Origin of the sequence: Hydrocarboniphaga effusa AP103 (genome assembly GCF_000271305.1) — a bacterium.
Classification (GTDB): domain Bacteria; phylum Pseudomonadota; class Gammaproteobacteria; order Nevskiales; family Nevskiaceae; genus Hydrocarboniphaga; species Hydrocarboniphaga effusa.
The window spans coordinates 125,670-136,291 of record NZ_AKGD01000001.1 but is presented as its reverse complement, the minus strand read 5'-3'; the positions used below and the strand labels follow the sequence as shown (position 1 = coordinate 136,291).

Genomic DNA, 10,622 nt, shown 5'->3' with positions numbered 1-10,622 from the left:
CAGCCTTTCCGGTACACGCTGGAGCTTCAAACGCAAGAGGCCCGCCATGACGACCGGAACCATTCTGCTGATCATCCTGTTGCTTGCACTGCTCGGCGTGCTGCCGGTATTTCCGCATAGCCGCAGCTGGGGCTATGGACCGTCCGGGGGGCTGCTCGCTGCGGTCATCATCGTGGCGGTGCTTTTGTTCGGGGGCTTCGTCTGATCGGGTGCCCCGCCCGTCGCCGTCGCGTCGGTTCGCGGAGGTTGGCGCGAATGGTTCAGTACCGTCGAATGCGCGGGGCTTCAGGCTGAAACCGGCGGGCTCCGCTGTGTAAACTGCGCGCCTTCTTATGCGCCGCTCCGATTTCAACTACGAACTCCCCCCGGAACTGATCGCCCAGTTTCCGGCTGAGCGACGCAGTGCCAGTCGCCTGCTCGAGCTTGCACCCAATGGCACGCTGGCTGACCGACAGATGCGCGATTTCGCTTCGCTGATCGAGCCGGGCGATTTGCTCATTTTCAATGACACCCGCGTGATTCCGGCTCGCCTGTTCGGGCGCAAGCCGACGGGCGGACGTGTCGAGATTTTGATCGAGCGGCTGCTTGGCGAGCGCGAGGCGCTCGCGCAGGTCGGTGCGTCGAAAACGCCCAAGCCAGGCGGCGAGATCCTGATCGATCTGGCCGATGGCGAAGCGCCTGCGGTGCTCGTGATGATCGATCGGCAGGACGACATGTTCCGCCTGCAGTTGCATTCGGCGGGCAGCTTCGAGCGCTTGATGGAGCGCGTCGGCCGGCTGCCGCTACCGCCCTATATCGAGCATGCGCCGGGCGGTTTCGATGCGGAGCGCTATCAAACCGTGTTCGCGGCGAAGCCGGGCGCTGTCGCGGCGCCGACGGCCGGGCTGCATTTCGACGACACCTTGCTGGCGGATTTGAATTCCCGCGGGGTGCGGACGGCTACGCTGACGCTGCACGTCGGCGCCGGCACGTTCCAGCCATTGCGCGTCGATGATGTATCCGAGCATCGCATGCACGCCGAGCGCTACGAGATTTCGCCGGAGCTTTGCGAGGCGATCGTCCGGACCAAGGCACGGGGTGGTCGCGTCGTCGCCGTCGGGACTACGGTGACGCGAGCGCTTGAATCGGCCGCGCTCAGTGGAACGCTGCAGTCCGGCGCGGGCGAGACACGGCTGTTCATCACTCCGGGCTACCGCTTCAATGTCGTCGATCGCTTGCTGACCAATTTCCACTTGCCCGAAAGCACGCTGCTGATGCTCGTGAGCGCTTTCGCGGGCTACGAGCGCATCATGGCCGCCTATCGACATGCGGTGCAGCAGCGTTATCGATTTTTCAGCTACGGCGACGCCATGCTGCTGACCCGGCAAGGCTAGAATCGAAGACTGGCTGTTCAACAAGCCGATTCGCAAGACAAGGCCGACGGAGAATCACATGAGTGTCTACGATTACAGCGCCAAGACCATCAAGGGACAGGAGCAGTCGCTCAGCGCATACAAGGGCAGGCTGCTGCTGATCGTCAACGTGGCGAGCAAGTGCGGTTTCACGCCGCAGTACACGGGCCTGGAAGCGCTGTACAAAAAGTACAACGGCAAGGGGTTGGAGATTCTCGGCTTTCCGTGCGATCAGTTCGGTCATCAGGAGCCGGGCACCGAAGCCGAGATCGAAGAGTTCTGCTCGCTCAACTACGGTGTGAGCTTTCCGCTGTTCGCCAAGATCGAAGTCAACGGCGCGGATGCGCATCCGCTGTATCGCTACCTGCGCAAGGAGCAGCCGGGCCACTTCGACGAGAACTTGCCCGGTGCGCAGCGCCTGGTCTCGCATCTCAAAGCCAATTTCCCGGAGTTGATCGGCACCGACGCGGTCAAGTGGAACTTCACCAAGTTCCTCGTCGATCAGCAGGGCAAGGTCGTCAATCGCTACGAATCGGTCGCCACGCCCGAAGAGATCGATCAGGATCTGGCCAAGCTGTTGGGCTGAGCCATCGGGTTGAGATTCAAGGCCGGCGCGCGCGCCGGCGGTATGCGATGCGCTGACGGATAAAACAAAAGCCGGGCTGCAACAGCGGCCCGGCTTTTTGTTCGATGCACCGGGATCGCCTCGCAGGGCTCATCGACGGATGCACAAGGCCTGCGCCAGGCGGCGCAGGGCTGACGAGTGCCTCAGCGACGCGGGCGAACGTCGTCGAGGAGATCGAAGTCGTCGCCGACGAGGCGGCGCAGCTCGCGCATCTCCTTCAACTTCTCGACGTCGCGCCAGTCGCGCAGCTTGCCTGCGGAGACGGCTTCGACAGGCTCGACGTTCACGTCTTCTTCGAGTCCTTCGCTTTCTTCGGCGAATTCATCGAAGTTCTTGGCGGGCTCCGCCTGCGGCTTGGGTTTGGGCTTTCGGGCCATCGCTGCTGAGTTGTGGACCAGTGCGGCGCCTATTTAGCAGGGTTTTTTTTCCGCGTGAAGAGGGCGCTGCGAAATGGTCGAACAGATGGTGTGAAGCTCTCGCGGACGATGATTGGCCCCGCCGCTTTTGCGCACATCGTTGCGGCGCCGAAGCATCGGCCCTGGCGCGACCGCACGCATTCCGCCGCGCATCAGCCGGCCGACCTGCGAGCCGCCGCTTGGCCCAAGGGCTTCGTCCTGAGGCTCTCGGAGAGGGGCTGTTTTCTGGCCGATGACTCGCTATACTGCGCGCCCTTGTGTGGGGCGGTAGCTCAGCTGGGAGAGCGTCGCGTTCGCAATGCGAAGGTCGGGAGTTCGATCCTCCTCCGCTCCACCATTACAGGTTCCATAGACGTCCAAAGATGCACAGATAACCCCGCTAAACGCGGGGTTTTTCTTTGGTTTCTCTGTTTTTGCTTCCACCGTCGTCCGCCGACTTCCAGCACTTGCGCCGGGTAACTTTCCGGGTAACTTCGGGATCACCGAACGAGTTACCCGACTTCGAGTTACCCGACGACCATGAAGCTCACCGACACCGGCATCCGCGCGGCCAAACCCAAGGCCAAGCCCTACAAGCTGCCTCGCGAAGACGGCCTGTTCCTGCTGATCAACCCGAGCGGTTCCAAGTGGTGGCGCCTGGCGTACAGCTTCGACGGCAAGGAGAAGCTGCTTTCCTTGGGCGTGTATCCCGAAGTCAGCCTGGCCGATGCCCGCCGCCGGCGGGATGAGGCACGCAAGCTGCTCGCGGCAGGTGTCGACCCGAGCGGGCACAGGAAGGCCGAAAAGCTGGCCGGAGCGGAGCGAGCCGCCAACAGCTTCGAGGTGATTGCTCGGGAGTGGTTCGGCAAGTTCTCGACCCGCTGGGCTCCCAGTCACTCATCCAAGACCATCGGCCGGCTTGAGCGGGATGTGTTCCCGTGGCTCGGTGATCGGGCCGTCGCCAGCGTCACCGCCCCTGAGCTCCTGACGGTACTGCGGCGCGTGGAGGCCCGCGGCGCCCTGGAGACTGCCCACCGAATCCTGCAGGTCAGCGGCCAGATATTTCGCTACGCCATCGCCACCGGCCGGGCCGAACGTGATCCGTCCCAGGATCTGCGCGGTGCCCTCGCGCCCTGGAAGCCCGAGCATTACCCGTCGATCACCGAGCCCAAGGCCATCGGCGGCCTGCTGCGCGCGATCGATGGTTTCTCCGGCACCTTCCCGGTTGCCTGCGCCCTCAAACTCGCCCCGATGCTGTTCGTGCGTCCCGGCGAGCTGCGCCAAATGGAATGGGCAGAGGTCGATCTCGACTCAGCGGAGTGGAGTATCCCGGCAGGCAAGATGAAAACGCGCGAGCCGCATCTCGTACCCCTGCCGACGCAGGCTATTGCCATCCTGCGCGAGCTGCAGCCGTTCAGCGGGCGAGGGCAGTTCGTCTTCCCTGGTGTTCGCAGCCCGCGCAAGCCGATGAGCGACGCGGCTTTGAATGCAGCCCTGCGACGTCTGGGCTATCCCAAAGAAGTAATGACGCTGCACGGTTTCCGCGCAACGGCGCGCACGCTGCTGGATGAGACCTTGGGCTTTCGTCCGGACTTCATCGAGCACCAGCTCGCGCACGCGGTCCGCGATCCCAATGGCCGCGCGTACAACCGCACGTCGCACCTGCCCGAGCGCCGCAAGATGATGCAGGCCTGGGCCGACTATCTGGATACGCTGACGGCCCCGGCCGCGGTGTTGCCGCTGCGCGCCGCTTGATCGCTGTACCGCGAAGCCCTGCGGCGGATTTCAGCGGGGCATGAGGCGGGGAGACGGCGTGTACGAGACGCCGTGCCCCTGACTCGCAACATGGAGATACCCATGGAGCAAGCTGTTGAGGATGGTATCAAGGCCGAAAGGCAGAAGCCGACGCTGAGCTACATCGTCGAAGACGGGCAGACCCTGCTCAACTGCGACGACAAGGACGCCATGTTTCGGATCATGCACACCGTTGCGGATGCGCTGGCTTGGGAGCATGGTCGCACGAGGGAGGTGAGCAATGGCAATTGAGCCCCGCACGTTTCTCGAACTGAACGCCAAATATCAGATCGTCCCCGGCAGCGGAGACGCCATCAGCTACTACGACGACGGAACAATGCTCTTTGGGGAAGCGCTTTCCGTTCTAGAGCAATTCACCGATCTCAATCAGCAAGCCATTTATGACCCGATCCACGCCGCCATTCACATGCTTCAAATGGCAAGCGCTGCATTCGCCGCGAGCCATGCGGAACATCGGAAGGTGAAGTCATGAGCGCCGCCGCGAATACCGTTGCAGGAGCCAGAGCGTTTGCTGGTGAAATCTACGACTCCGTAGATGTTGCTCTCGCTGTACTCGGAGAATTGGCACCGAAACTTTGCTTCGCCGACAGACGCCTAGTTGCCGCCGCGCAGACTCTCTGTCGCAAGGCGCTCGAGGCTCACAACGATCTTGATTGCACGCTTGAAGAGCTTGAAGGGGGTGGGGTATGAGTGCGGTTATAAAGCTTCGCGAATACGTGCCAGGTTCTGGTATGACCGAGGTGCGCCGCTCCCAGAAATGGGTTATTTCAAAAGATGCACCGTCTAAAGTGGAAGACTTGAGTTTCGTCAGTATTGGGCCCGATGAGCGCCCAATCTGGTGGAAGCCGGAGGTGCTCAAAACTCGTTATAGCCAAGCGCACTGCGCGCTCGGCACGGCGTACGCCTATGAGTTTCTGGATTTCATGAACAACCCGCATGCGAGTGACGACACCAAAGAACTGATCCTTGGCTTCATCGTGTCTGCCATGATTCATGGATCTCGCGACTGGAAGGCGGTTACGGTAGCGGAATCTTTCATGAAAACGGTCGGCACTTACATGTCGACCGGTGCGGTGTATCGATAGAGTCGCTGCTTCTGAGCAGACTTGAATAGATCAAGCCACGTCTAGCCCGACGGGGTGAAAGGCCGGATTCCTTCACCGGCTTGGCGTGGCCCTTTCTTGAGAAGCTCGGAGAAGCGAGGCTAGTTGACATAAATGGACAAACGGCTTGGATCAAAAGAGGTGCGCTATGCGGTAGCAGTCCAGCACCCCACCGAAGATCGCTGCTTTTCGTTCTCCCTGTCGAGCATTGAACCTGCTCGACAGGGAGAACGGAACGCGCTGGCCCGTGTGCTAGCCGAATCTGCTCTAGCGATAAGATCGGGGTTTCCGTTGCCCGAAGAGCTAGCCGAATTTATGAGTAGTCGCCTGCTGGCTTCCGCAAACCTTGTCGGTGCTGCTGGGGCGCTTGATCCGAAGGAATTCCAAGCGGCCATGCTGGGACCGCTACCCCGCGGCGCTGCGGCACGCAGGCGGGTAGATATCAAGAGCTGGATTCAGCTCTCCCATCAGACCAACAGAGCGCTTGGACGAACCGCAAAAGAATCCTTTGCGCGTATAGAAGCGTAAGCGTCCGAGGCTCACCGCTTGAAGGGAGTGTTGTGGCGTAGAAGATAAGCGTCCCTTGGGCGCCGATGGTGTCCACGATTGATTAAGTGGACACCATGCAAGCATCATCCTTGGGCAAGAAGCGGCGCAGCTATTCGGCGGAATTCAAGGCGGCGTGCGTAGCCGAAGCACGGCAGAAGCAGAGTTCGGTCTCGTCGATCGCCCGGCGCCATGGGCTGAATCACAATCTAATTTTCAAATGGTGGCGCGAGGCGGACGCGGCGAGCAAGACGACGTTGCTGCCGGTCACGATCGTCCCGCCTGCTGCACCGACTCCGCAATCGACGAGCGTCGCTTTGAGCGTGTCCTTCGCCGACGGTGCCTGCCTACGCATCGAATCGGCATCCGATGCGATGGTGCTGACGATCCTTGATCGCCTGCGCTCACGATGATCGGTTTGCCAGCCAGCACACAGGTGTGGATCGCGGCCGGCGTGACGGACATGCGCAAAGGCTTCGATGGTTTATCGGCACGGGTGCAGCAGGTGCTCGCAGATGATCCGTTCTCGGGCCATGTCTTCGCCTTTCGCGGTCGCCGCGGCGATCAGCTCAAGCTGCTGTGGTGGGACGGTGACGGCTTGTGTCTGCTATCGAAGCGACTGGAGCGCGGCCGCTTCGTCTGGCCGAAGGCGGAGTCGGGCCGCGTGCATCTGACCGCAGCCCAGCTCTCGATGCTGCTCGAAGGCATCGACTGGCGACGACCGGAACGCACCACAAAACCCTCGAAAGCCGCCTGATTCTGCAAGCTTTTTGCATCGAGATGCCATGCTCGATGCGCCCGAATCCGATCTGCCCGATACCGTCGAAGCGCTGCGTGCGCTGGTGCAGTCGCATGCCGCCGAGCTGTCGACGCTGCGCAGCGTGCTGCGCCATCGCGATGCCCAGATCGACAAGCTGCTGATCCAGCTGGCACGCCTCAAGCGCATGCAGTTTGGCGCCAAGAGCGAGAAGCTCGACCGTGAGATCGAGCAGCTCGAATTGCTGATCGAGGAGCTGCAGACACCCGACGCGGTACCGGTCGTTTCAGCGGCCACGGAAGCCAGGCAGAAACCTGCCCGCAAGCCATTGCCCGATCACCTGCCGCGCGAGTCCATCGTCCATGCGCCGGCATCGGCGTGCCCCGACTGCGGCGGCGCGCTGCGGCCGATCGGCGAAGATGTTTCGGAAATGCTCGATTACGTGCCGGCGCACTGGAAAGTGATTCAGCACGTGCGCCCCAAGTGCGCCTGTGATGCCTGCTCGCGCATCGTCCAGGCCTCGGCACCTTCACGGCCGATCGCCCGTGGCCTGGCCGGCGCTGGCCTGCTGGCGCATGTGCTGGTCAGCAAGTACGGCGACTCCCTGCCGCTGTATCGGCAAAGCGAGATTTACGCCCGTGAAGGTGTCGAGATCGAGCGCTCGACGCTGGCCGAATGGGTCGGCGGCAGCGCGGCGCTACTCGCCCCGCTGGTCGAACGCATTGCCGCGCACGTGATGAGCGCGACCAAGATTCATGCGGACGACACGCCGGTGCCAGTGCTCGCGCCAGGCAATGGGAAAACCAAGACCGGACGGCTGTGGACTTACGTGCGCGACGATCGCCCGGCTGGCAGCCAGACTCCCGCAGCGGTGCTCTTCCGCTACACGCCCGATCGCAAGGGCGAGCATCCGAAGCGGCACCTGAGCCGTTTTGAAGGCACGCTGCAGGCCGATGGTTACGCCGGTTTTCATCACCTCTACGGCGGCGGCAAGATCCAGGAAGCCGCCTGCTGGGCGCACGTGCGAAGAAAATTCTTCGACATCCACCAGGCCAATGCCTCGCCCATCGCCAAGCAAGCCCTCGATCGCATCGGCGCTTTGTATGTCGTCGAGCAAGACATTCGCGGTAAACCAGCACAAGAGCGAAAAGCACAACGGCAATCGCGCGCCGGACCACTGCTGCAAGAACTGAAGGGCTGGTTCGATCAAACCGTCGGCACGCTCTCGACGAAATCCGAACTCGCCAAGGCGATTCGCTACGCCACCTCACGCTGGCCGGCGCTGACGCGCTATCGCGACGACGGGAATCTGGAAATCGACAACAACGCAGCGGAGCGATCCCTGCGCGTCGTCGCGCTCGGGCGCAAGAATTTTCTCTTCTGCGGCTCCGATGCCGGCGGCGTGCGTGCCGCTGCGATCTACAGCCTGATCGGCACGGCCAAGCTCAACGGACTCAACCCCGAAGCCTATCTGCGGCATGTGCTCGATCGCATCGCAGATCATTCCATCAACAAGCTTGATGAGCTGCTGCCCTGGAATGTCGCCGCTCAGCTCCCGCTATAGGTAGTCTCTGGACGCTTACCCTGGCGATCCTCAAACGAGTCATGACCTACGGGGAATTTAGGGGGTGGTGCTCTTATTTCGAAGTTCACCCCTTTGATGACCGCAGCAATTTTCAGATTCCTTCTGCGCTCACGCGCGCACTGCTGGCAAACATAAATCGCGATAGCAAGGTTCGGTGTGAGCCTTTTACCTATAAGGATTTCATGCCGTATGACCCGCCCGAAGAAGAGCGGGTTGGCACTATAGAAGACGTGATGAAAATTTTTGGCCGGCACCGAGAGTCATCCCAATGAGTACAAGAAGCTTAGGCACACTCACGCTGGATTTGATCGCTCGTATCGGTGGATTTGAAGACGGTTTGGATAAAGCAGGTCGGCTCGCTGATAAACGGACCAGCGAGATGCAGCGGTACTTCGAAAGGCTTGGTCAAGCCGTCGGCGCGAGCTTGGCTGCAATCGCTACTGTTTCTGCAGCTGCCGTAGCAAAAGCCATTGGCCGATTCGATGAACTGGATGAGATGGCCCAGAAGGTGGGCTCGTCCGTCACCGCCTTGTCCCAGCTTCAGTTCGCCGCCGATTTAGAGGGCGTCAATGATTTCACTGGCGCGCTGGTGAAGCTCAATCGATCGATGATTGAATCGGCCGAGAACGCACAAGGCGAGCAAGCGCGCGCATTCAAGGCGCTCGGGGTGATCGTAAAAGGTGCGGATGGGCAGCTGCGCTCGACGGACCAAGTGCTGACCGATATTGCTGCGGCCTTCGGCGATGCTCGTGACGGTGCTGCCAAGAGCGCCGTCGCCATGGCGCTTTTTGGTAAGTCTGGCGCCGATCTGATTCCCTTTCTCAACAATGGCGCTGATGGCTTGCAGCGGCTGAGAGACAAGGCTGATGCACTAGGTTTCACCATTGATGAAAAGACCGCGTCAGCCGCGGGCAGTTTTAACGACAACCTCTTTCTTATGGGGCGAGCCGCCGAAGGGTTGACGACACGCCTTGCAGCGAACTTGATGCCAGCGCTTGAAAGCTTGTCGTCGGAGTTCGCGGATGTTGCTGCAGATGGCGACGTAGCCGTTGCTTTGGCTGATTCGCTTCTTGTCGGATTCAAAGGTGTCGCGCTTGTCGCGGTCAATGTCGCGCATGTCTTCAAGCAAGTTGGAAATGAGATCGGCGGTATCGCTGCTCAAGCGGTTGCGCTGGCTCATCTGGATTTTCGTGGCGTTGCGGCCATTCACGGCGCGATGGTTACTGACGCTGAAGAGGCACGAAAGCGAATCGATGAGCTCAACGCCGCAATCCATGCTTTGGGCAAAGCCGACAAGCAGGTGCGTGACCAGGCACAGGAATCAGCGGCACCGGAGGCACCCAAGCAGGAAATTCAGTTCGGCACAAACTTAGCGATGTTCGAGGGGAGACTCGATCTCAAGTCGTTAGAGGCCGACGCGCTTCGTCCATTAGGGGAGCAGATCGACACTGAGCGCACCTTGCTCCAGCAGTCGCTTGATCAAAACGAGGAATATCACGCGGCTCTTTACAAAGGGGCGTTGGACGCTGCAGAGCGACAACGCGCAATCGCCGACTCGCTCGCCGAGTATCAACGACAACAGATAGACGCGATGGTTATGCAAGCGGATGCAATCGCGAGCACGCTAAGCATGGCTGCGGATGCTGCTTCAGTGTTCGGTGCCAAAGGCTTTGCCGTTTTCAAAGCGCTGAAGATTGCCGAGGCACTGGTCTCGATTCCGTCGACTGCCATCAAAGCCTACGAATCCGCTATTGCCGTGCCCGTAATTGGTCCGGCTTTGGCCCCGGCCGCCGCCGCTGCTGCAGTAGCGGTTCAGCTGGCGCAGATCCAGCAGATGCGCGCAATGCAATTCACTGGGCGTCGGTACGGTGGCCCGGTGAACGCTAGTGGCATGTATGAGGTCGCCGAGGACGGTCCGGAGCTATTGAGAATTGGCAGCCGTACGTTGCTGATGATGGGAGCGCAGTCAGGCATGGTTGAGCCTGCCCGATCCGCCCCGCTTGCATCAGGCAAGCAGGGCATAAGTATCGTCTACAACGACAATGTTGGCGTCGCTGTGAGCATGCGCCAGCTCAGCGACGGGCAGATCATGGCGGAGATCAACCATCGCGTTGAGCGGGGCGTGGCGCAGTCGGTGAACATCGTCGGAGCTCAACTCGCGACGCGCACGGGCGCGGTCTACGCAGGTCTGCAAGGTGGCTCCGTGGTGCAGCGCCGTGCGACGCCGGCCAAGGTCTATGGCTGATTCATTCGGCTCCCCGAGACGGGCTCGAACCGAATAGCGCTGGCATCGAGGGCTGTGACTTTAGGGCGGCTGCCGTTGGTCAGATCGCTGCGGTAGCAGAATCGCTGATTTTCTGGCCGATGATTACCCCGCGAGAGCCAGTTGCGAATGGTCGGGTAAC

General features: G+C 61.1%; 15 protein-coding genes and 1 tRNA gene. 15 read left to right on the top strand and 1 reads right to left on the bottom strand.

Features of this window, described 5'->3' with window-relative positions; genetic code table 11:
* The first annotated feature begins 46 nt into the window (after window positions 1-46).
* From WQQ_RS23435 to WQQ_RS00575, 3 genes are all read left to right on the top strand, one after another.
* A complete protein-coding gene (locus tag WQQ_RS23435) occupies window positions 47-205 on the top strand; it encodes a DUF3309 family protein (RefSeq protein ID WP_007183264.1) in 159 nt (52 codons plus the stop codon).
* A 127-nt stretch (window positions 206-332) separates the two neighbouring features.
* A complete protein-coding gene (gene queA, locus WQQ_RS00580; RefSeq protein ID WP_007183263.1) occupies window positions 333-1,373 on the top strand; it encodes a tRNA preQ1(34) S-adenosylmethionine ribosyltransferase-isomerase QueA in 1,041 nt (346 codons plus the stop codon).
* A gap of 58 nt (window positions 1,374-1,431) precedes the next feature.
* On the top strand, window positions 1,432-1,977 hold the full coding sequence (locus WQQ_RS00575) for a glutathione peroxidase (protein WP_007183262.1): 546 nt from the start codon (window positions 1,432-1,434) through the stop codon (window positions 1,975-1,977).
* A 182-nt stretch (window positions 1,978-2,159) separates the two neighbouring features.
* Here the strand turns inward: WQQ_RS00575 and WQQ_RS00570 are convergent, their stop codons facing one another.
* Window positions 2,160-2,393 carry a hypothetical protein gene (locus WQQ_RS00570; RefSeq protein WP_007183261.1) on the bottom strand — a complete coding sequence of 78 codons (234 nt, stop codon included), beginning with the start codon at window positions 2,391-2,393 and terminating at the stop codon, window positions 2,160-2,162.
* A gap of 300 nt (window positions 2,394-2,693) precedes the next feature.
* On the opposite strand from WQQ_RS00570, the gene WQQ_RS00565 reads away from it, so the two are divergent.
* The 12 genes from WQQ_RS00565 to WQQ_RS00525 all read left to right on the top strand — a co-directional run bounded on the left by WQQ_RS00565 (window position 2,694) and on the right by WQQ_RS00525 (window position 10,462).
* Window positions 2,694-2,769: transfer RNA gene (locus WQQ_RS00565), tRNA-Ala, on the top strand.
* Between the two features lie 182 nt (window positions 2,770-2,951).
* Window positions 2,952-4,166 carry a tyrosine-type recombinase/integrase gene (locus tag WQQ_RS00560; protein WP_007183260.1) on the top strand — a complete coding sequence of 405 codons (1,215 nt, stop codon included), beginning with the start codon at window positions 2,952-2,954 and terminating at the stop codon, window positions 4,164-4,166.
* 102 nt (window positions 4,167-4,268) lie between these two features.
* Window positions 4,269-4,457 (top strand): hypothetical protein, encoded by a 189-nt coding sequence (locus WQQ_RS00555; RefSeq protein ID WP_007183259.1) that lies wholly within the window; start codon window positions 4,269-4,271, stop codon window positions 4,455-4,457.
* On the top strand, window positions 4,447-4,698 hold the full coding sequence (locus WQQ_RS00550) for a hypothetical protein (protein ID WP_007183258.1): 252 nt from the start codon (window positions 4,447-4,449) through the stop codon (window positions 4,696-4,698). The genes WQQ_RS00555 and WQQ_RS00550 overlap by 11 nt, the downstream gene beginning before the upstream one ends.
* A complete protein-coding gene (locus WQQ_RS24075) occupies window positions 4,695-4,916 on the top strand; it encodes a hypothetical protein (RefSeq protein ID WP_157534459.1) in 222 nt (73 codons plus the stop codon). The genes WQQ_RS00550 and WQQ_RS24075 overlap by 4 nt, the downstream gene beginning before the upstream one ends.
* Window positions 4,917-4,957: 41 nt before the next feature.
* The gene (locus WQQ_RS00545) at window positions 4,958-5,311 is read left to right on the top strand and encodes a hypothetical protein (RefSeq protein ID WP_040452780.1); all 354 of its coding nucleotides are present in this window, start codon (window positions 4,958-4,960) and stop codon (window positions 5,309-5,311) included.
* A 132-nt stretch (window positions 5,312-5,443) separates the two neighbouring features.
* Complete coding sequence (locus WQQ_RS24070) at window positions 5,444-5,857, top strand: hypothetical protein (RefSeq protein WP_157534457.1); 414 nt, start codon at window positions 5,444-5,446, stop codon at window positions 5,855-5,857.
* Window positions 5,858-5,952: 95 nt separating this feature from the next.
* On the top strand, window positions 5,953-6,288 hold the full coding sequence (gene tnpA / locus WQQ_RS22720) for an IS66-like element accessory protein TnpA (RefSeq protein WP_083844375.1): 336 nt from the start codon (window positions 5,953-5,955) through the stop codon (window positions 6,286-6,288).
* Window positions 6,285-6,632 (top strand): IS66 family insertion sequence element accessory protein TnpB, encoded by a 348-nt coding sequence (gene tnpB / locus WQQ_RS00535; RefSeq protein WP_040452778.1) that lies wholly within the window; start codon window positions 6,285-6,287, stop codon window positions 6,630-6,632. The genes tnpA and tnpB overlap by 4 nt, the downstream gene beginning before the upstream one ends.
* A gap of 28 nt (window positions 6,633-6,660) precedes the next feature.
* Complete coding sequence (gene tnpC, locus WQQ_RS00530; RefSeq protein ID WP_007183254.1) at window positions 6,661-8,196, top strand: IS66 family transposase; 1,536 nt, start codon at window positions 6,661-6,663, stop codon at window positions 8,194-8,196.
* Between the two features lie 41 nt (window positions 8,197-8,237).
* On the top strand, window positions 8,238-8,489 hold the full coding sequence (locus tag WQQ_RS25365) for a phage tail assembly protein T (protein ID WP_436198055.1): 252 nt from the start codon (window positions 8,238-8,240) through the stop codon (window positions 8,487-8,489).
* Window positions 8,486-10,462, top strand: coding sequence for a phage tail tape measure protein (locus WQQ_RS00525; RefSeq protein WP_007183253.1), 1,977 nt, complete (start codon window positions 8,486-8,488; stop codon window positions 10,460-10,462). Before WQQ_RS25365 ends, WQQ_RS00525 begins: the two co-directional genes overlap by 4 nt.
* Window positions 10,463-10,622 lie beyond the last annotated feature (160 nt).

Bases quoted from the DNA above. Each gene is read 5' to 3' on its own strand.
- WQQ_RS23435 (WP_007183264.1), top strand. From the start codon at position 47: ATGACGACCGGAACCATTCTGCTGATCATCCTGTTGCTTGCACTGCTC.
- queA (WP_007183263.1), top strand. From the start codon at position 333: ATGCGCCGCTCCGATTTCAACTACGAACTCCCCCCGGAACTGATCGCC.
- WQQ_RS00575 (WP_007183262.1), top strand. From the start codon at position 1,432: ATGAGTGTCTACGATTACAGCGCCAAGACCATCAAGGGACAGGAGCAG.
- WQQ_RS00570 (WP_007183261.1), bottom strand. From the start codon at position 2,393: ATGGCCCGAAAGCCCAAACCCAAGCCGCAGGCGGAGCCCGCCAAGAAC.
- WQQ_RS00560 (WP_007183260.1), top strand. From the start codon at position 2,952: ATGAAGCTCACCGACACCGGCATCCGCGCGGCCAAACCCAAGGCCAAG.
- WQQ_RS00555 (WP_007183259.1), top strand. From the start codon at position 4,269: ATGGAGCAAGCTGTTGAGGATGGTATCAAGGCCGAAAGGCAGAAGCCG.
- WQQ_RS00550 (WP_007183258.1), top strand. From the start codon at position 4,447: ATGGCAATTGAGCCCCGCACGTTTCTCGAACTGAACGCCAAATATCAG.
- WQQ_RS24075 (WP_157534459.1), top strand. From the start codon at position 4,695: ATGAGCGCCGCCGCGAATACCGTTGCAGGAGCCAGAGCGTTTGCTGGT.
- WQQ_RS00545 (WP_040452780.1), top strand. From the start codon at position 4,958: ATGACCGAGGTGCGCCGCTCCCAGAAATGGGTTATTTCAAAAGATGCA.
- WQQ_RS24070 (WP_157534457.1), top strand. From the start codon at position 5,444: ATGGACAAACGGCTTGGATCAAAAGAGGTGCGCTATGCGGTAGCAGTC.
- tnpA (WP_083844375.1), top strand. From the start codon at position 5,953: ATGCAAGCATCATCCTTGGGCAAGAAGCGGCGCAGCTATTCGGCGGAA.
- tnpB (WP_040452778.1), top strand. From the start codon at position 6,285: ATGATCGGTTTGCCAGCCAGCACACAGGTGTGGATCGCGGCCGGCGTG.
- tnpC (WP_007183254.1), top strand. From the start codon at position 6,661: ATGCTCGATGCGCCCGAATCCGATCTGCCCGATACCGTCGAAGCGCTG.
- WQQ_RS25365 (WP_436198055.1), top strand. From the start codon at position 8,238: ATGACCTACGGGGAATTTAGGGGGTGGTGCTCTTATTTCGAAGTTCAC.
- WQQ_RS00525 (WP_007183253.1), top strand. From the start codon at position 8,486: ATGAGTACAAGAAGCTTAGGCACACTCACGCTGGATTTGATCGCTCGT.